Here is a 19349-nt window from a genome sequence, read left to right as displayed (position 1 = left end):
TCGCTCCGGCTTTGGGTTACTACTTTTTGGCTATTAGTATCTTGAGCCGAATTGATGTAACCTTCCAACCTTTGCCCAGAAGGCGGGACTGGATAAGCGGGGTCAGCTGGCGGAGTTTGGCTGCAGCCGCATTTCCATTGACCAGCAGGCACCAGGTCTCGCCATCGATAGGGCCGGCTTTCACAGCAGGACGAAGGGTTTCGGGGATCAGTGACTCAATGGCTTCGAGCCGGGCGCTGGACTCCCTGACCAGTTCTGCAAGCCGGGCCAGGGTCGGCGAATTTTCGACGGCCTGATGGGCTGTTATGGCTCGTGCCGACGATGTGGCTTTGGCCGGATGGAAGTTCTGGTTCACGAAGGACAGTGGTGTGCCAGGGGCGCGGGCTTTTAAAAAGGACGACAAGTGCATTTGATTATCACGGATGCGTGGCTGGCCAAAAGTCGGGCTATTTATTTGAGCGGCACCAAGCTGGTCCTGGCCGGCTTCCTGGCGGCCTTTGCGCTGATGGTCGTGGCGGCTGGTTTGTACCATTGGGTATTCCTCAAGGGTGCGCGCGAAGGCTGGCCGGTGATCGGTTCGCTGGTCAAGCTCGTGGTCAAGGACGAATTTGAGCAGCGCGACCGCTTCATGCGCGAAAACCTCGACGTGATGGCCAAACGCCTCGGTGAAATGCAGGCCAAGATGATGCAGCTTGAAGCACTGGGTGAACGTGTTTCGGGCCTGGCCGGCGTCAATCCCGGTGAAATCAGATCCACCATGGGCAGCGGTGGTGCGCTGGTTGGAAGCCGCTCGTTGACCATGGATGAATTGCAGGCGACGCTGGCCGACCTCGACAGGTTGACCGACCAGCGTGTGGACCTCATGACCGTCATGGAGTCGCGCCTGTTTGACCAGAAAATCAAGAAGCTGATGGTGCCCACGCAGCCACCTGTGGCGGGCGGCGTTCTTGGCTCTTCCTTCGGCTGGCGTATCGATCCCCTCAATGGGCGGTCTGCGTTGCATACCGGCCTGGACTTCCCTTCGGAGCCGGGGACATCCATCCTCGCTGCTGCAGGAGGCATCGTGGTGACGCAGGAGTACCACCCTGCTTACGGAAACATGGTTGAAATTGACCATGGCAACGACCTGATCACGCGCTACGCCCATGCTTCCAGGGTGCTGGTCAAAAAAGGCGACCTGATCAAGCGCGGCCAGAAAATCGCGGAAGTCGGCACCACCGGGCGATCAACCGGGCCTCACCTGCACTTTGAAGTACTGGTGCAGGGCGTGTTCCAAGATCCGCAAAAATTCCTCATGGCAGGCCAGAAAATGCCTTCCGGGCAACTGGCTTCCGCGGCCACGCCAAATCAGCCTGCGCAAGCCGCGCAACTGCCCCGCCCAAAATAGGCGGCATGGCAGAGGTAAAATCAGAGGTTTGGCGCACAGTTGAACTTGACTGAAGCGCCCATACCTAAGTCCATTCAATAAGGGATTTTGGCCGCGTTGCCAGCTCATGGGGGCTGCAAGGCGGCCTCGCATTTATGGCCTCCAACATCCTGACCAAAATCTTCGGCAGCCGCAACGACCGTCTGCTTAAAAGTTACCGCAAAACCGTGGAGCGCATCAATGCGCTGGAGACGCAGTACGAAAAGCTGGACGACGGGCAGTTGCGCGCCAAAACCGAGGAGTTCAAAGGTCGTGTTGCCGCAGGCGAGACGCTTGACGCCATCCTTCCCGAAGCTTTTGCGGTAGTCCGCGAAGGCAGCAAACGCATCATGAAGATGCGCCACTTCGATGTGCAGATGCTGGGCGGCATGTCGCTGCACAACGGCAAGATTTCCGAAATGCGTACCGGTGAAGGCAAGACGCTGACCGCCACGTTGCCGGTTTACCTCAATGCGCTGACTGGCAAGGGCGTGCATGTGGTGACGGTCAATGATTACCTGGCCAATCGCGATGCGCGCTGGATGGGCAAGCTCTACAACTTCCTGGGCCTGACGGTCGGCATCAACCTGCCGAACATGCCGCGCGAGGAAAAGCAGGCGGCCTACAACGCCGATATCACCTACGGCACCAACAACGAGTATGGGTTTGACTACCTGCGCGACAACATGGTCTACGAAATTGCAGACCGTGTGCAGCGCGGCCTGAATTACGCCATCGTCGACGAGGTGGACTCCATCCTGATCGACGAAGCCCGCACACCGCTGATCATCAGCGGCCAGGCGGAAGACCACACCGAGATGTACCTTGCCATGAACAAGGTCGTGCCCATGCTGACACGCCAGGAAGGCGAAGCCGACCCGCGCACCGGTGAAGGCGTTACCAAGCCGGGTGACTTCACCCTGGATGAAAAAACGCACCAGGTTTTCCTGACCGAGCAGGGCCACGAAAACGCCGAGCGCATCCTGTTCAACCTGGGCCTGATTCCCGAAAGCGCAACGCTGTACGACCCGGCGAATATCTCGCTGGTGCATCACCTGTATGCGGCGCTGCGTGCCAACCATCTTTATCACCGCGACCAGCACTATGTGGTGCAGCAGGGCGAGCAGGGTGCCGAGATTGTCATCGTCGACGAGTTCACCGGCCGCCTGATGACGGGTCGCCGCTGGAGCGACGGCCTGCACCAGGCCGTGGAAGCCAAGGAAGGCGTGCAGATCCAGGCCGAAAACCAGACCCTGGCATCGATCACTTTCCAGAATTACTTCCGCCTCTATGGCAAGTTGTCGGGCATGACCGGTACGGCGGACACCGAAGCCTACGAATTCCAGGAAATCTACGGACTGGAAACCACCGTCATCCCGCCCAACCGCGTCAGCAAGCGCGACGACCAGCTGGACCGTGTCTACAAGACCACCCGCGAAAAATACGAAGCCGCCATCAAGGACATTCGTGAATGTTATGAGCGCGGCCAGCCCGTGCTGGTCGGTACCTCATCGATCGAGAATTCCGAAATCATTGCGCAGCTACTCGAAAACGAAAAGCTCCCGCACCAGGTGCTCAACGCCAAGCAGCACGCCCGTGAGGCCGACATCATCGCGCAGGCGGGCCGCCCGAAGATGATCACCATTGCCACCAACATGGCGGGCCGCGGCACCGACATCGTGCTGGGCGGCAACGTTGAAAAACTGATTGAAGCCGTGGAAGCGGACGAGAGCCTGGATGCCGGCGCGAAGGAAGCCGAAATCGCCCGCCTGCGCGAGCAGTGGTCAAAGGAGCATGAGCAGGTCAAGGCGCTTGGCGGCTTGCGCATCATTGCCACGGAGCGCCACGAGTCACGCCGCATCGACAACCAGTTGCGCGGCCGTTCGGGCCGCCAGGGTGATCCTGGCTCCTCGCGGTTTTACCTGAGCCTGGACGACCCGCTGATGCGCATTTTTGCGGGCGACCGCGTCAAGGCCATCATGGAGCGCCTCAAGATGCCCGATGGCGAGGCCATCGAAGCCGGCATCGTCACGCGCAGCATCGAGTCCGCCCAGCGCAAGGTGGAGGCCCGCAACTTCGATATTCGCAAACAGCTGCTTGAATACGATGACGTGGCCAATGACCAGCGCAAGGTGATCTACCAGCAGCGCAACGACATCATGGACGCCAGCAGCCTGCAGGGCCAGATTGAATCCCTGCGCGAAGGCTGTTTCACCGACCTGACGCGGCAATACGTGCCGGCCGAAAGTGTCGAGGAACAATGGGATATTGCCGGCCTTGAAAAGGCGTTGCGCGACGAATGGCAGATTGACCTGCCCCTGGCCAAGGAGCTGGAAAGCGCAACAGCCATCACCGACGAGGATATTCTTGAAAAAGTGATCAGTGCGGCAAACGCGGCCTTTGCCGACAAGGTCCAGAGAATCGGCGAGGAAAACTTCATCCAGTTCGAGCGTATCGTGCTGCTGCAAAGCATAGACACGCACTGGCGTGAACACCTGAGCTCGCTGGATTACCTGCGCCAGGGCATTCACCTGCGCGGCTACGCGCAGAAGCAGCCCAAGCAGGAATACAAGCGTGAAGCGTTTGAGCTGTTTGGCCAGTTGCTGGACAGCGTGAAAAACGAAGTCACCAAGGTGTTGATGACGGTCAAGATCCAGTCCGGCGAGCAGCTTGAGCAAGCCGCCGAGGAAATGGAAAACCGGGCAGAGAACATTGCCAATGTGACCTATACCGCCCCGACTGAATCGGGTGAGGTTGAAACCATCGTGGATGAAGAGTCGCAGCGTCGCGCGCAATCGGCGGCGGGTGGCGGCATGCCGCGCGTGGGGCGCAACGACCCTTGCCCTTGCGGCTCGGGCAAAAAATTCAAGCTCTGCCACGGCAAGCTGAACTGACACCTTCAATTTTTCGCTTTTTGTTTCTGGAGCCCTGGGATGCCTGTCAATCTCGTCGCCACGCCTGCCGCAGACCTTTATCCTGTTCCCGGCGTCCGCTGGGGCATCACCGAGGCGGGCATACGCAAGGCCAATCGCAAGGACCTGGCCGTCCTGTTGCTGGATGAGGGCGCCTCGGTAGGGGCGGTCTTCACGCAAAACAGGTTTTGTGCGGCGCCAGTGCAAATCTGCCGCGAGCACCTGGCCAAAAATGCCGGCCAGAGCCTGGGCATTCGCGCCATGCTGATCAACACCGGCAATGCCAATGCCGGCACAGGTGAGGACGGCCTGAGCCGCGCGAAGTCCAGCTGCATCGCACTGGCCCGTGAGCTGAACCTTTCGCCGGAACAAATCCTGCCGTTCTCGACCGGCGTGATCATGGAGCCCCTGCCGCATGACCGCATTGCCGCAGGCTTGCCCGCTGCGCTGGCGGATGCAAAGGAAAACAACTGGGCCAACGCCGCTGAAGCCATCATGACCACGGACACCGTGGCCAAGGCGTTTTCAAGCCGCATCACGCTGGGCGGTGTGCCTGTCACCATCACCGGCATCAGCAAGGGCGCAGGCATGATCCGCCCCAATATGGCGACCATGCTGGGCTTTATGGCGACCGATGCCTGTGTGGCACCGGCCCTCATGTCGCAACTCGCCAGGGAGCTGGCAGAGGGCTCGTTCAACCGTGTCACGGTGGACGGCGATACCTCTACGAACGACTCCTTTGTGGTCGTGGCCAGCAACCAGGCCAAACATGCACCTGTCACCTCATTGGACAGTGCGGACGGAAAAGCTCTGCGCGCAGCCATGCTGGAGATTGCACGCAAGCTCGCACAAGCCATCGTGCGCGACGGCGAAGGTGCCACCAAGTTCATCACCATCCAGGTTGAAGGCGGCAAAACCGGGGTCGAATGCCGCAAGGTGGCGTACGCCATCGCGCATTCGCCGCTGGTGAAGACGGCATTTTTTGCCAGTGACCCCAACCTGGGCCGCATCCTGGCCGCCGTGGGTTACGCCGGGATTGATGACCTGGACCAGACAAAGATAGATTTGTACCTTGACGATGTGCTGGTCGCCAAAAACGGTGGCCGGCATGTGGATTACGTCGAGGCCGATGGCCAGCGCGTGATGAAACAAAGCGAGATCACCGTGCGTGTGGTGCTGGGCCGTGGCGAGGCTTCGGATACGGTCTGGACCTGCGACCTCTCCTACGACTACGTCAAAATCAACGCCGACTACAGAAGCTGAAAAGTACAAAAATGAACGAGCAGTTTGAACGCCTGATAACGCGCTTCGATTCCCTCATCACGCGCATTGAATCGATTCTTCCCCAGCCCCTGACGGCGCCCGACTGGTCTGCATCGGTGGCTTACCGCTACCGCAAGCGCAGCTCCGGCCACGGCTCGCTGGAGCCTGTCAGGCATATCGGCAACATGAGCCTTGATGACCTGAAGGAAATCGACGAGCAGAAGGAAAAAATCCGGCGCAACACCGAGCAGTTCGTGACCGGCAAGCCTGCCAACAATGTGCTGCTGACCGGCGCCCGCGGCACCGGCAAGTCATCCCTGATCAAGGCCTGCCTCAATGCCTATTCGGCCCGTGGCCTGCGCCTGATTGAAGTGGACAAGGCTGACCTGACGGACCTGCCCGACATTGTGGATGTGGTCTCCGGCCTGCCCGAGAAATTCATAGTCTTTTGCGATGACCTCAGCTTTGAGGAAGGCGAGCCCGGCTACAAGGCGCTGAAATCCATTCTTGACGGCTCCGTCGCAGCCTCCACGCCCAATGTGCTGATCTACGCGACGAGCAACCGGCGCCACCTGCTGCCGGAGTACATGACGGAAAACCTCACCTACACACAGTCTGAAGACGGCGAAGTGCACCCGGGTGAAGTGGTGGAGGAGAAAATCTCGCTGTCCGAGCGTTTTGGTTTGTGGGTGAGCTTTTACCCTTTCAGCCAGGACGAGTACCTCACCATCGTCACACAGTGGCTGTCGTCTTTTGGCGTGCCTGAAAGCGCCATGGCGGCTGCACGCCCCGAGTCGCTGGTGTGGGCACTGGAACGCGGCTCGCGCAGCGGCCGTGTGGCTTACCAGTTCGCGCGTGACTATGCGGGCAGGGGCACGTCGTCCCGGCCCGTCATCACGCCGGTAGCCGATTACCGCGCACGCGACGCGTCGGAAAAATCCCAGGACTACTGAAGTGGCTGTATTGGTGGCGCATGGCGACCGGCCGCGTGAAGGCGTGGAAGCCGGCCAGGACCGCAAGGTTGTTGATGTTGCCGTCGGTGTGCTGCTGCGCCCGGATGGCGACTTTCTGCTCACGTCACGACCGGCCGGCAAGGTTTATGAAGGCTACTGGGAGTTTCCCGGCGGCAAGCTGGAGCAGGGCGAGACGGTGGAGCAGGCCCTGCGCCGCGAGCTGCACGAAGAAATCGGCATCACCATAGGCGCGGTGCAGCCCTGGAGGGTCGAGATGGTGGACTACCCCCACGCGCTGGTCCGGCTCAATTTCTGCAAGGTCTTCGAGTGGACCGGTGAATTGCAGATGCGTGAAGGCCAGTCGTTTGCCTGGCAGTCATTGCCGGTGACTGTGCAGCCGGTGTTGCCGGGCGCCATCCCTGTGCTGGACTGGTTTGCCGGAGAGCGCGGGTTCGCAGGAGCCACGCTGGCCTGATTGCCGGCGCGGCGATTGCTATATTTTTGATAGCTGGTTGCGCGCATATCCTTTGGGCTTCAGGCGTTTTTCATGCCTGAAAAGACCTGTTTTCAGGCTTTTTGGCGTCTCCGCAGGCTCGCTAACGCAATTTGGGGATGATTTTTGGTGTTTTTTGGCACTTTTTATTTATAGAAAGTGCCTGTAGCCCAATAAATACGGGCGCAGCCAGCTATTGAATACATAGCGCAGTTTGGCCGTCCTGTCCCCGCCTTGTTCACTTGCCGGCAAACTCCCACTGCTTGCTGGCACCCAGCACCGCATTGGGGTAGGGCGCCTTGCCGCGTGAGCCGTTGTAGCGGCCCAGGCCCATGAACAGGTCACCCCTTTCACGGTCCAGGTAATGGCGCAGGATCACGCAGCCAAAACGCAGGTTGGTCTGCATGTGAAACAGCTTGGAGGCGTCGCCGTCGCCTATCACGCGGGTCCAGAAGGGCATGACCTGCATGTAGCCGCGCGCGCCCACGTTGCTCACGGCGAACTTGCGGAAGTTGCTTTCAACCTGGATCAGGCCCAGCACCAGCGTGACATCCAGCCCGGCGCGTTTGCTTTCGTACCAGACGGACTGCAAAAACTCCTTGCGGATCTGCCACTCGGGCTTTTTCTTTTTCAGGCGGTCGCTCATGGCACCCAGCCAGCGCAGGTAGGCCAGGCGGCTTTCGGTGTCCTTGAAGACTGGCTCGGGCGGCGCCTGGTTGGCGATGGCGGCGCTCAGCGCATTGCGCACCGCGTCGGCCAGTGGCTCTTCAATTTGCGCGCCGGCAGTTGCCTGCTCCGAAAATAATAGCGAGCCAAGAAGGATTGACGGTGGCAGAAGGCACATTCTTCTTGAAATCCGGCCCGAAGCCGTTGCAAGAGGCGCATCTGGCACCGTCAGTGTCATACGGGGCGGCAAGCTCAGCTGGCCACCGCCAGGCCGAGTTTGCCCTTGAGGAAGTCCAGCGCGGTGGATGCGTCGACCTTGCTGGACTCGGCATCGCGGCGGTGCTGGTATTCGAGCTGGCCTTCTTTTAATGCGCGGTCGCCTATGGTGACACGGTGCGGCACGCCAATCAGCTCCCAGTCGGCAAACATGGCGCCCGGGCGTTCGTTGCGGTCATCCAGGATCACATCCACGCCGGCGGCCAGCAACTCGCCGTAAAGTTTGTCGGCGGCGGCTTTGACATCCGGGAAACGGTCCGGGCTGATGGGGCAAAGCACCACGGTGAACGGCGCGATCGAGTCGGGCCAGATGATGCCTTTGGCATCGTGGTTTTGTTCAATGGCGGCGGCGGGCAGGCGGGTGATGCCTATGCCATAGCAACCCATCTCCAGGAACTGCGGCTTGCCGTTTTCGCCGAGGAAGGTGGCGTTCATGGCCTTGCTGTATTTGGTGCCGAGGTAAAACACATGGCCGACCTCGATGCCGCGCTCGATCGCCAGCGGGCCCTTGCCGTCGGGTGAGGCGTCGCCTGCCACCACATTGCGCAGGTCGGCCACCAGTTCAGGCTCGGGCAGGTCGCGGCCCCAGTTGACGCCGGTGATATGGAAATCGGCTTCGTTGGCGCCGCAGACCCAGTCGGCCAGCGCCGCCACTTCGCGATCCACCACCAGTTTGACCGGTTTTTGCAGGTTCAGCGGGCCCAGGTAGCCCGGCTTGCAGCCAAAGTGCTCTTCGATCTCGGGCAGCGTGGCAAAGCGGAAATCCGCCAGGCCGGGCACCTTGCCGACCTTGACTTCATTCATGTCATGGTCGCCGCGCAGCAGCAGCAGCCAGACCTGTGTCTTGACGGCCTTGCCGGTTTCATCCAGCGTATCGGTGGCCAGCACCAGCGACTTGACCGTGGTCTCCAGCGGAATGGCCAACAGTTCGGCCACCTCGGCGCAAGTGGCCTTGCCCGGGGTTGCGGTCTTGGTCATGGCCTGTGAAGCGGCCTTGCGCTCGCTCTGGGGTGCCAGCGCCTCGGCCTTTTCCATGTTGGCGGCGTAATCGCTGCCGGGGCAGTAGACGATGGCGTCTTCACCGGTGGCTGCGATCACCTGGAACTCTTCGCTCAGGTCGCCGCCAATGGCGCCGCTGTCGGCCGCCACGGCGCGGTAGGTCAGGCCAAAGCGGTCAAAAATCCGGCGGTAGGCAGCAGCCATGACCTGGTAGCTGGCCTTGGCGGCTTCCTGGTCGCGGTCAAAGCTGTAGGCGTCCTTCATGATGAACTCGCGCCCGCGCATCAGGCCAAAACGCGGCCGGCGTTCGTCGCGGAACTTGGTCTGGATCTGGTACAGGTTTTTCGGCAGCTGTTTGTAGCTTTTGATGTCCTGGCGCATCACGTCGGTGATGACTTCTTCGCTGGTCGGCTGCACCACAAAGTCGCGGCCATGGCGGTCCTTGATGCGCAGCAGTTCGGGGCCCATCTTGTCGAAACGCCCGGTTTCCTGCCAGAGCTCGGCCGGCTGGATCACCGGCATGGTCATTTCCACCGCGCCGGCGCGGTTCATTTCCTCGCGGACTATGGCCTCAACCTTGCGTATCACGCGCAGGCCCATGGGCATGTAGTTGTAAATGCCGGCACCCAGCTTTTTGATCAGGCCGGCACGCATCATGAGCTGGTGGCTGACGACTTCGGCGTCGGCTGGGGCTTCCTTGAGGGTGGAAATGAAGAACTGCGAGGCTTTCATGAGCGATTTTTCTGGAATTCGGGGTTGGAATGCGCCTGGAGCCGGGCCAAGGACCCTGCACAGCTTGGCTGGAAGGCCTTTCGCTGTGCATAATGGACTCAGTTTAAAAAATTTGAGGTTTGATTATGCTTGACCGGGACGGCTTTAGGCCCAACGTCGGCATCATCTTGCTCAACCAGAGAAGTCAGGTATTTTGGGGCAAACGTATCCGTACCCACTCGTGGCAATTTCCGCAGGGTGGCATTGACCGGGGCGAAAATCCCGAGCAGGCCATGTTCCGCGAGTTGCATGAAGAGGTGGGATTGTTGCCACGGCACGTTCACGTGCTGGCCCGAACCCGAGACTGGTTGCGCTATGAGGTGCCTGACCGGTTTATCCGCCGCGATGCGCGCGGACATTACAAGGGGCAGAAACAGATCTGGTTTCTGCTGCAACTGGTCGGTCACGACTGGGATTTGAACCTGCGCGCGACCGACCATCCGGAGTTTGATGCCTGGCGCTGGAACGACTATTGGGTTCCGCTCGATGTGGTTGTTGAGTTCAAGCGCGGTGTCTACGAAATGGCGCTCTCGGAGCTGGCGCGTTTTGTGCCGCGTCTGGAACATCGCCCTGACCACCGAAACCGCTATTTGCGTGGTGGCATGCACGCGCGCGACCACCAAGGCGAGGGGCAGGCTGGCGAGGGCCATCATGCCCATGAATCGCCGCGGCCGCCACCAAGCAGGCTGGGCGCATCGTTTGAGTTGCCGCCCGGCGCCACTTTTGAACCTGATCCGCAGACCAGCCTGGATGCGAATGCCTGCCCGAAAAAAACATGAAATTAAAACCGGTCTTTGCCGCCTTGCCTGCGATTTTCCTGGCCTTGACGTTTTCCCTGGCCGGCCCGGCATGGGCGCAGAACCTCACGGACAACCCTGACTGGAAAGAGTCGGAAGTCCCGCCGCCGCCTGCGTTCGACGTCGGCAAGCTGGTGACTTTTGAAGTGTCTCGCGGGTCATCGCTTGTATATGGCGTGGACCCCGCCTCGGTGAGTGTTTCCAGGGTTGACAGCCTGGTGCGCTATGTGATGGTGGCCACCAGCCCCAGCGGCGTCAGGAACGTGATGTACGAGGGCTTGCGCTGCTCCACCGGCGAGGTCAAAACCTATGCCCGATACCTCGATGGCCGCTGGCAATCGGTCGCCAATGCGCAGTGGCGTTCCGTATTTGACGGCGCGTCATCCCTGTATGCCTTGCGCTTTGCCAGGGCTGGCGCCTGTGATGGCTCGGCGCCCCAGAGCACAGTACGGGAAATTGTGGAGCGGTTGAAAAAACCGAACCAGTACCTGGACCAGTAGCAGGGCGGCTCGCAGATTCGCGGGTCTGCTGTTTCAGCGCGTCAGGACGAGGTTGGTCCGGTGAACCATTTCGGGTTCGCCGGTATAGCCCAGCAGTTTTTCGAATTCTGAAGAAGCCTTGCGGCAGATCAGCCGTGCCTCCGAACTTGAATAATTGGCCAGGCCGCGCGCTATTTCTGCGCCATGGGTGTCCCTGATGGCGATCACGTCGCCGCGTGAAAATTCGCCTTCTACCTGGGTCATGCCAATCGGCAGCAGGCTCTTGCCTTCGTCGCGCACCTTGCCGGCGGCGCCTGCATCCACGGTCACCGAGCCGCGCATCTGCAGGTGATCCGCCATCCACCGTTTGCGCGCCTGATTTTTCTGGGTTTGTGCCACCAGCAGGGTGCCAATGGCCTCGCCTTGCGTGAGCCGGATCAGCGCCTGCGGCTCGCGGCCCCAGGCAATGACGGTCGATGCGCCTGAACCCGCAGCCCGCTTGGCCGCCAGGATTTTTGTGATCATGCCGCCGCTGCCTATGCTTGAGCCCGCACCGCCCGCCATGGCCTCCAGCGCCGGATCACCGGCCTTGCCGACGTGCACAAACCGGGCGTTGGGGTCTTTGCGTGGATCGGCTGTGTACAGGCCTTTCTGGTCGGTCAGGATGACCAGCGCATCGGCTTCGACGAGGTTGGCGACCAGCGCACCCAGGGTGTCGTTGTCGCCGAACTTGATCTCGTCGTTGACAACGGTGTCGTTCTCATTGATGACGGGAACCACGCCCAGTTGCAGCAGCGCCAGCAGGGTGGAGCGTGCATTGAGGTAACGCTCACGGTCGGCGAGGTCGGCGTGCGTCAGCAGCACCTGCGCGCTGCCTATGCCGTTTTCGCGCAGTTTGGTTTCGTAGACCTGGACCAGCCCCATCTGCCCGACGGCGGCTGCAGCCTGCAGTTCATGGATGGCTTTGGGACGGGCGGTCCAGCCCAGGCGTTTCATGCCTTCGGCAATGGCGCCGCTGCTGACCATGATGACTTCGCGCCCGTCCTTGACCAGGGTCGCCAGCTGCCCGCACCACTGGCCGATGGCATCCGCATCCAGCCCGCGCCCTTCGTTGGTCACCAGGCTGGAGCCGACCTTGACCACAATGCGTTTGGCGTTGCGCAGAACGGAGGGCGGTGTTATATCAGGCATTTTAAAGTGTTTTATGGCTCTGGCCCAATAAGGATGGGCGCAGCCAGCTATCTTTTCTGTAGCGCCAATACGGCGCTTGCAGCTTATTCGGGGGGCAGCTCAACAAACCGGGGATCTATTTCTTCCTGCGGTTGTTCGCTTTTTTGGACTTCCTTGACGTGCTGGTAAATCGTCTTGATCAGGTGTTCACAGCCTTCACGCGTCAGCGCCGAGATCTCGAAGACCGGGCCCTTGAACTTGAAGCGCTTGACAAAATCCTTGACGATGGCCGCGCGTTTGTCGCTGTCCACCATGTCCAGTTTGTTGAGCACCAGCCAGCGCGGTTTTTTGTACAGCGCTTCATCGTATTTCTTGAGTTCGCCCACAATCGCCTTGGCCTGGGCGACCGGATCAACGCCTTCATCAAAGGGCGCCATGTCCACGATGTGCAGCAGCAGGCGGGTACGTTGCAGGTGCCGCAAAAACAGGTGGCCCAGACCCGCCCCTTCGGAGGCGCCTTCAATCAAGCCGGGTAAGTCGGCCACCACAAAGCTTTGTTCCGGGCCGACCCGCACAACCCCAAGGTTGGGGTGCAGGGTAGTGAAAGGGTAGTCGGCAATACGCGGGCGCGCATTGGATACCGCCGAAATGAAGGTGGATTTGCCGGCATTGGGCATGCCCAGCAGGCCCACGTCGGCCAGCACCTTCAGTTCCAGCTTGAGGCTTTTGCGCTCGCCGGGCCAGCCGGGTGTTTTGCTGCGCGGCGCGCGGTTGGTGGAACTTTTGAAGCGCAGATTGCCAAAACCGCCATCGCCGCCCTTGGCGATCAGGACTTCCTCACCCGGTACCAGCAGTTCAAAAAGAACCTCCCCGGTCTCGGCGTCGGTCAATATGGTGCCCAGCGGCATTTTGAGGATGATGTCGTCGCCCTTGGCGCCAAACATGTCCGAGCCCATGCCATGACCGCCATTGCGGGCCTCGTGGCGACGGGAAAACCGGAAGTCCACCAGTGTGTTCAGGTTGACGTCGGCTACCGCGTACACGTGGCCGCCGCGCCCGCCGTCGCCGCCGTTGGGGCCGCCGAACTCCTTGTACTTTTCGTGGCTGAACGAGACGCAGCCACTCCCGCCATCGCCTGCGGCAATGTCAATAAAGGCTTCGTCAACAAATTTCATGGTCAGCTTTGGTACGGATAAGGGGGCCTGCAAGCCACGTTGGGGCAGGAAGGCAGTTTACAAACAAAAAAGCCCCGACACAGGTCGGGGCTTCGCTTTAGTCGAAGTGATCAGCTTACGCCGGCGTCACATTCACGGTGTGCTTGTTCAGCGCACCCTTGACTGAAAACGATACCGCGCCGTCAACCAGTGCAAACAGGGTGTGGTCTTTGCCGATGCCGACATTGACGCCTGGATGGAACTTGGTGCCACGCTGGCGCACGATGATGCTGCCTGCGTTGATGACTTCGCCGCCGAATTTCTTCACGCCGAGCATTTTGGGCTGTGAATCACGCCCGTTTCGCGTAGAGCCGCCGCCTTTTTTCTGTGCCATTTTTCGTTACTCCTGGTACGTCCCTGCTTAACCGGCGATGGCGCCGATTTGCAGTTCCGTGTAGTTTTGCCGGTGGCCCTGACGTTTTTGGTAGTGCTTGCGACGGCGCATCTTGAAGATGCGAACCTTGTCGTGCCTACCTTGGGAAAGGACAGTGACAGTAACAGTAGCGCCGGACACCAAGGGCGTACCAACCGTGATTGTGCTGCCGGTGCCGACAGCCAATACCTGGTCAATAACGATCTCTTGGCCTACGTCCGCAGCAATCTGTTCTACTTTAATTTTTTCTCCAGTAGCAACCTTGTATTGTTTGCCACCGGTTTTTATGACCGCGTACATGTAAGACCTCGTTTGAATTGAGTTCTGCAGACGGATTTCCGCAGAGCCCAACATTCTAGCATGGCCCGGCCAAAATGACCAGACAGGCCGTTTTGACACTGAACGGGGGCGTGTTGCGGCGGCCTGCTTTCCTATAATCTGCCCAAACTTAACGTCTGGACCGCCTTTTGTCTGCCAATTCCTCAAGCACCGCTGCCGCCCTTGCCCTGATCGCCGACGATATGCAGGGAATGGACAGGGTCATAGCGCAGCGCCTGAAATCCGACGTCCCCCTGGTAAGCCAGGTTTCGCAGTACATCATTGCGGCCGGCGGCAAACGCCTGCGCCCGGCCCTGCTGCTTCTGATGTGCGGCGCGCTGGGCTACCGGGGCGAGCAGCGGTTCAACCTTGCGGCGGTGGTGGAGTTTATCCATACGGCCACCTTGCTGCATGACGATGTGGTGGATGAATCCACCCTGCGCCGAGGCCGGGCCACCGCCAATGAGGCCTTTGGCAATCCGGCAAGCGTGCTGGTGGGCGATTTTTTGTATTCCCGGGCTTTTCAGATGATGGTGGAGGCAGGGGACATGCGCATCATGCAGACCCTCGCCGAGGCGACCAACGTGATCGCAGAGGGTGAAGTGCTGCAGCTCATGAACATGCATGACGCATCGCTGTCCGAGGATGGCTACCTGCTGGTGATCCGCTCCAAGACGGCCAAGCTTTTCGAGGCGAGCGCCCGGCTGGCAGCCCTGCTGGCGCAATCCTCCCCCGAAGTCGAAAAAAGCTGCGCGGACTACGGACAGGCGCTGGGCACCGCGTTCCAGGTCATTGACGATGTGCTGGATTACGACGGTGATGTATCGGAAATGGGTAAAAACCTGGGGGACGACCTGCGCGAGGGCAAGGCGACCCTGCCCCTGATCATTGCCATGCAACGCGGCACCGAAGCCGAGCGCAACACCATTCGTGAGGCGATTGAAACCGGTGGGACGGCCAACATGGCGCAGATCATAGCGATTGTCCAGAATACCGGGGCCTTGCTGGCGACCCGGGACGCTGCGGCAGCCGAGGCGCGGCGGGCATTAAACGCCTTGCAGACACTGCCCCAAAACATTTACAGTAATGCATTACAGCAACTGGCTTCCCAGTTGCTGGAGCGGCGCTTCTAGCTGCCGTTGGTGTGCCGATTTGATAACGGGGTGTAGCTTAGCCTGGTAGAGCGCTACGTTCGGGACGTAGAGGCCGGAGGTTCGAATCCTCTCACCCCGACCAGGTTCGCTCGTTCTCTTGCGCGTTTGTTCGCCTTGTTCCAACACAAGGCAGGGCGCAAGGGCCTTTTGGATTTACACCCACCTTGCTATAGGCGATGATAGCCATTTGGGCAGGATTTACCGGACCATGGCCGCTGTTGACACCGTACTGAACGAAGCTCCCTCCATGGCGTTGCCTGGCCTTGGCAGGGCTCTTGTGGCGGCGGGGAAATTGGGTCAGAAGGCCGCCGAAGACATTTTTCGCAAGGCCCAAAGTGGGCGTACCAGTTTTATTGCCGAATTGACGGGCTCGGGCGCGGTCTCGGCCTCCGATCTGGCGCACACCATGTCGTCCGCATTTGCGGCTCCCCTGCTGGACCTGGAAGCCATTGATGTCCTGCGCCTGCCCAAGGGTTTGCTGGACGCCAAGATTTGCGCAACCTACCGGATTGTTGTCCTCAGCAAACGCAATAACCGGCTGATTGTTGCGACGGCGGACCCTTCCGACCAGGAGGCGGCTGAGAAGATCAAGTTTTCCACCCAGATGGGCGTGGACTGGGTCATTGCCGAATATGACAAGCTTTCCAGGATGGTCGAGGCTTCGACCACGACCGCCGCTGAGGCCATGGAAAGCATCATCGGGGACGACTTCGAGTTTGACGAGTCCAGCACGGATGCGTCGACCGAAAGCAACGACACCAGCGTTGCCGAAGTTGAAGATGCGCCGGTCGTCAAGTTCCTGCAGAAAATGCTGCTGGATGCGTTCAGCATGCGGGCCTCGGACCTGCATTTCGAGCCCTTTGAACATACCTACCGTGTCCGTTTCCGGGTGGACGGCGAGCTGCGTGAAATCGCTTCCCCGCCCGTGGCCATCAAGGAAAAGCTGGCGGCGCGCATCAAGGTCATTTCCAAACTCGACATTTCCGAAAAACGCGTGCCGCAGGACGGCAAGATGAAACTCAAGATCGGGCCGGACCGCGTGATCGACTTCCGGGTCAGCACCTTGCCCACCATGTTTGGCGAAAAAATCGTCATCCGTATCCTGGACCCGAGCAGCGCCAAACTCGGCATTGACGCGCTGGGCTACGAACCGGAAGAAAAGGAGCGCCTGCTTGCCGCCATCGCCCGCCCTTATGGCATGGTGCTGGTGACGGGGCCTACCGGTTCCGGCAAGACGGTGTCGCTGTATACCTGCCTGAATATCCTGAACAAACCCGGCATCAACATCGCAACGGCCGAAGACCCGGCCGAAATTACCTTGCCCGGCGTCAACCAGGTCAGCATGAACGACAAGGCTGGCATGACTTTTCCCGTGGCGCTCAAGGCTTTCCTGCGGCAGGATCCCGACATCATCATGGTTGGTGAGATCCGGGACATCGAGACAGCCGATATTTCCATCAAGGCCGCGCAAACCGGCCACCTGGTGCTGTCCACCCTGCACACCAACGATGCGCCGACAACATTGACGCGCATGCGCAACATGGGTATCGCGCCGTTCAATATCGCGTCCAGCGTGATCCTGATCACGGCCCAGCGCCTGGCCAGGCGCCTGTGCCCCAACTGCAAGAAACCCGCCGATATCCCGCGGGAAACCCTGCTGGAGGCGGGGTTCAAGGAGGAGGATGTGGACGGCTCATGGACGCCTTATCGTCCCGTGGGTTGTTCCATGTGCACGAATGGCTACAAGGGGCGGGTCGGCATTTACCAGGTCATGCCGATCACGGAGGAAATCCAGCGGATCATTCTGCGCGACGGTAGCGCCCTGGAAATCGCGGCCCAGGCCGAGTCCGAGGGGGTCCGGAGTTTGCGTCAATCCGGGCTCTATAAAGTTAAACTCGGCATGACATCGGTAGAAGAAGTGTTGGGCTGCACCAATGTCTGACCACGTACACGTTTGCAGTTTGATGCAAGGTGACGGGGTTGGAATGATGGGCAAGACCCGCCTCTAAAACGAGAAAATATCATGGCAACAGTGGCATCCAGAGGGATTCAGGAATTTGTCTTCGAATGGGAGGGCAAGGACCGCGGCGGCAAGCAGGTCAAGGGGGAAATCCGTGCATCTGGCGAAAACCAGGTCAAGGCCTCCTTGCGCCGCCAGGGCGTCCTGCCGACCAAGATCAAGAAGCGCCGCATGCGCTCCGGCAAGAAGATCAAGCCCAAGGATATCGCCATATTCACGCGCCAGCTGGCCACCATGATGAAGGCCGGTGTGCCGCTGCTGCAGTCATTTGACATTGTCGGGCGGGGCAATCCCAACGGCAGCGTGACCAAGCTGCTCAATGACGTGCGCACCGATGTTGAAACCGGCACCTCCCTGAGTGCGGCTTTCCGGAAGTACCCGCTGTATTTCAATGCGCTGTATTGCAACCTCGTTGAGGCCGGCGAGGCCGCCGGTATCCTTGAATCCCTGCTGGATCGTCTCGCGGTCTATATGGAAAAAACCGAGGCCATCAAGTCCAAAATCAAGTCAGCCCTGATGTACCCAATCTCGGTGGTTGTCGTGGCTTTTGTTGTGGTTGCGGTGATCATGATTTTTGTGATTCCCGCATTCAAGCAGGTGTTTTCGTCCTTTGGCGCTGATTTGCCCGCGCCTACCCTGCTCGTGATTGCCATCAGTGAATTTTTTGTAGCGTACTGGTGGCTGATTTTTGGCGGCATTGGCGGCGGTTTGTATTTTTTCTTCCAGGCCTGGCAGCGCAACGAAAAGATGCAGAGGGTGATGGACCGGCTGCTGCTCAAGGTGCCCGTGTTCGGCGCCCTGATCGAGAAGTCCTGCATTGCCCGCTGGACCCGCACCCTGTCCACCATGTTTGCTGCGGGTGTGCCGCTGGTTGAAGCGCTGGATTCCGTGGGTGGTGCGTCCGGCAATTCCCTTTATGCGGACGCCACCGAAAAAATCCAGCAGGAGGTCTCCACGGGCACCAGCCTGACCGCCGCCATGGGCAATGCCAACCTGTTCCCCACCATGGTACTGCAGATGTGCGCCATTGGGGAGGAGTCGGGTTCCGTTGACCACATGCTGGGCAAGGCTGCCGATTTTTACGAGGCCGAAGTCGATGAAATGGTGGCTGGCCTGTCCAGCCTGATGGAGCCCATCATCATCGTGTTTCTGGGTGGACTGATCGGGGGCATCGTGGTGTCCATGTACCTGCCCATCTTCAAATTGGGTCAAGTCGTTTGATGCTGGATGGATTGCCTGCCGGTGCACTGGCCGGCCTTGCGGGTGTGCTCGGCTTGCTGGTCGGCAGCTTTCTCAATGTGGTGATTTATCGCCTGCCGAAAATGATGGAGCAGCAGTGGGCGCGCGAATGCGCGGAGTTGTCCGGCAAACCAGAGGACTCTTCAGGGACCACTGAAGCCTTCAACCTGTTTGTTCCTCGTTCGCGCTGCTCGAATTGCGGCCACGCCATTCGCTGGTATGAAAACATGCCTGTGTTGAGCTACCTCGTCCTGAGGGGCAGGTGTTCGGTTTGCGAAACGCCCTATGGCATCCGGTATCCGGTGGTCGAACTTGTGACGGGCCTGCTCTTTGCCTTTTGCGCATGGCGCTGGGGCGCATCGGTGACCGCGCTTGCCTGGTGCGGGTTTTCTGCCGCCTTGCTGGTCCTGGCGCTGATTGACTGGGACACCACACTGCTGCCGGACGACATCACCCTGCCCTTGACGTGGGCCGGGCTGATCATCGCCGCCCTGCAGTGGAACCCCCTGGTCAGCCTGCCGGATGCCTTGTGGGGCGCTGTGGGCGGTTATATGTCCCTGTGGCTGGTGTATTGGGCCTTCAAGCTGGTGACGGGCAAGGAGGGCATGGGCTACGGTGATTTCAAGCTGTTTGCTGCGCTGGGGGTCTGGTTTGGCTGGACGGCGCTGGTGCCCATCATCCTGATGGCTTCGGTGATCGGTGCGGTCATTGGCATTGCGATGAAATTTTCAAGCGGCCTGCGTGAAGGCGGCTATGTCCCTTTCGGTCCATTTTTGGCGGGAGCAGGTTTTACGGCCATGATTTTTGGCCCGCAATCCATACTCCGCGCTGTCGGTTTGTGATCACC

Annotated in this window: 18 protein-coding genes and 1 tRNA gene; 12 read left to right on the top strand and 7 right to left on the bottom strand. The window is 59.9% G+C overall.

Annotated features, from left to right (window positions below; genetic code table 11):
- Window positions 1-19 precede the first annotated feature (19 nt).
- Window positions 20-409, bottom strand: a complete 390-nt coding sequence (locus ACFQND_RS26595) for a hypothetical protein (RefSeq protein ID WP_377415139.1) — start codon at window positions 407-409, stop codon at window positions 20-22.
- On the opposite strand from ACFQND_RS26595, the gene ACFQND_RS26590 reads away from it, so the two are divergent.
- The 5 genes from ACFQND_RS26590 to ACFQND_RS26570 all read left to right on the top strand — a co-directional run bounded on the left by ACFQND_RS26590 (window position 404) and on the right by ACFQND_RS26570 (window position 7008).
- A complete protein-coding gene (locus ACFQND_RS26590) occupies window positions 404-1387 on the top strand; it encodes a M23 family metallopeptidase (protein ID WP_377415136.1) in 984 nt (327 codons plus the stop codon). The two genes, ACFQND_RS26595 and ACFQND_RS26590, sit on opposite strands and share 6 nt — an antisense overlap.
- Window positions 1388-1521: 134 nt before the next feature.
- A complete protein-coding gene (gene secA / locus ACFQND_RS26585) occupies window positions 1522-4299 on the top strand; it encodes a preprotein translocase subunit SecA (RefSeq protein WP_371434915.1) in 2778 nt (925 codons plus the stop codon).
- A gap of 39 nt (window positions 4300-4338) precedes the next feature.
- Window positions 4339-5580 (top strand): bifunctional glutamate N-acetyltransferase/amino-acid acetyltransferase ArgJ, encoded by a 1242-nt coding sequence (argJ, locus tag ACFQND_RS26580; RefSeq protein ID WP_371434916.1) that lies wholly within the window; start codon window positions 4339-4341, stop codon window positions 5578-5580.
- A gap of 11 nt (window positions 5581-5591) precedes the next feature.
- Window positions 5592-6533 (top strand): ATP-binding protein, encoded by a 942-nt coding sequence (locus ACFQND_RS26575; RefSeq protein ID WP_371434917.1) that lies wholly within the window; start codon window positions 5592-5594, stop codon window positions 6531-6533.
- 1 nt (window position 6534) lies between these two features.
- Complete coding sequence (locus tag ACFQND_RS26570) at window positions 6535-7008, top strand: NUDIX domain-containing protein (RefSeq protein WP_371434918.1); 474 nt, start codon at window positions 6535-6537, stop codon at window positions 7006-7008.
- Between the two features lie 256 nt (window positions 7009-7264).
- On the opposite strand, the gene ACFQND_RS26565 is transcribed toward ACFQND_RS26570, so the two are convergent.
- Both ACFQND_RS26565 and ACFQND_RS26560 read right to left on the bottom strand, forming a co-directional pair.
- The gene (locus ACFQND_RS26565) at window positions 7265-7870 is read right to left on the bottom strand and encodes a lytic transglycosylase domain-containing protein (protein ID WP_371434919.1); all 606 of its coding nucleotides are present in this window, start codon (window positions 7868-7870) and stop codon (window positions 7265-7267) included.
- Between the two features lie 74 nt (window positions 7871-7944).
- Window positions 7945-9699, bottom strand: a complete 1755-nt coding sequence (locus ACFQND_RS26560; protein WP_377415132.1) for a proline--tRNA ligase — start codon at window positions 9697-9699, stop codon at window positions 7945-7947.
- A gap of 125 nt (window positions 9700-9824) precedes the next feature.
- Between ACFQND_RS26560 and ACFQND_RS26555 the strand changes: the two genes are divergently transcribed.
- Both ACFQND_RS26555 and ACFQND_RS26550 read left to right on the top strand, forming a co-directional pair.
- Window positions 9825-10517 (top strand): RNA pyrophosphohydrolase, encoded by a 693-nt coding sequence (locus ACFQND_RS26555; protein WP_371434921.1) that lies wholly within the window; start codon window positions 9825-9827, stop codon window positions 10515-10517.
- Window positions 10514-11035 carry a CNP1-like family protein gene (locus ACFQND_RS26550; RefSeq protein WP_371434922.1) on the top strand — a complete coding sequence of 174 codons (522 nt, stop codon included), beginning with the start codon at window positions 10514-10516 and terminating at the stop codon, window positions 11033-11035. The genes ACFQND_RS26555 and ACFQND_RS26550 overlap by 4 nt, the downstream gene beginning before the upstream one ends.
- A gap of 33 nt (window positions 11036-11068) precedes the next feature.
- Here ACFQND_RS26550 and proB read toward each other — a convergent pair whose 3' ends face one another.
- The 4 genes from proB to rplU form a co-directional block, all read right to left on the bottom strand.
- On the bottom strand, window positions 11069-12205 hold the full coding sequence (proB, locus tag ACFQND_RS26545) for a glutamate 5-kinase (RefSeq protein WP_371434923.1): 1137 nt from the start codon (window positions 12203-12205) through the stop codon (window positions 11069-11071).
- A gap of 83 nt (window positions 12206-12288) precedes the next feature.
- A complete protein-coding gene (cgtA, locus tag ACFQND_RS26540; protein ID WP_371434924.1) occupies window positions 12289-13359 on the bottom strand; it encodes an Obg family GTPase CgtA in 1071 nt (356 codons plus the stop codon).
- A gap of 115 nt (window positions 13360-13474) precedes the next feature.
- On the bottom strand, window positions 13475-13732 hold the full coding sequence (rpmA, locus tag ACFQND_RS26535) for a 50S ribosomal protein L27 (RefSeq protein WP_011481796.1): 258 nt from the start codon (window positions 13730-13732) through the stop codon (window positions 13475-13477).
- A 27-nt stretch (window positions 13733-13759) separates the two neighbouring features.
- Window positions 13760-14071 carry a 50S ribosomal protein L21 gene (gene rplU / locus ACFQND_RS26530; protein WP_122955355.1) on the bottom strand — a complete coding sequence of 104 codons (312 nt, stop codon included), beginning with the start codon at window positions 14069-14071 and terminating at the stop codon, window positions 13760-13762.
- A gap of 167 nt (window positions 14072-14238) precedes the next feature.
- Here rplU and ACFQND_RS26525 point away from each other — a divergent pair, with 167 nt between their 5' ends.
- The 5 genes from ACFQND_RS26525 (at window position 14239) to ACFQND_RS26505 (ending at window position 19344) form a co-directional block, all read left to right on the top strand.
- Entirely contained in the window at window positions 14239-15222 is a 984-nt protein-coding gene (locus ACFQND_RS26525; protein ID WP_371434925.1) for a polyprenyl synthetase family protein, read from the top strand.
- Window positions 15223-15248: 26 nt separating this feature from the next.
- A tRNA-Pro gene (locus ACFQND_RS26520) sits at window positions 15249-15325 on the top strand.
- 126 nt (window positions 15326-15451) lie between these two features.
- Window positions 15452-17185, top strand: a complete 1734-nt coding sequence (gene pilB, locus ACFQND_RS26515; RefSeq protein ID WP_371434926.1) for a type IV-A pilus assembly ATPase PilB — start codon at window positions 15452-15454, stop codon at window positions 17183-17185.
- An 81-nt stretch (window positions 17186-17266) separates the two neighbouring features.
- Window positions 17267-18484 carry a type II secretion system F family protein gene (locus tag ACFQND_RS26510; protein ID WP_371434927.1) on the top strand — a complete coding sequence of 406 codons (1218 nt, stop codon included), beginning with the start codon at window positions 17267-17269 and terminating at the stop codon, window positions 18482-18484.
- Window positions 18484-19344, top strand: a complete 861-nt coding sequence (locus ACFQND_RS26505) for a prepilin peptidase (RefSeq protein WP_371434928.1) — start codon at window positions 18484-18486, stop codon at window positions 19342-19344. Before ACFQND_RS26510 ends, ACFQND_RS26505 begins: the two co-directional genes overlap by 1 nt.
- Window positions 19345-19349: the final 5 nt, after the last annotated feature.

Origin of the sequence: Polaromonas aquatica (assembly GCF_042659145.1) — a bacterium.
In the GTDB taxonomy this organism is placed as follows: Bacteria; Pseudomonadota; Gammaproteobacteria; order Burkholderiales; family Burkholderiaceae_C; genus Polaromonas; species Polaromonas aquatica.
The sequence above is the reverse complement of the archived record's forward strand: the minus strand, read 5'-3'. Positions and strand labels throughout refer to the sequence as shown.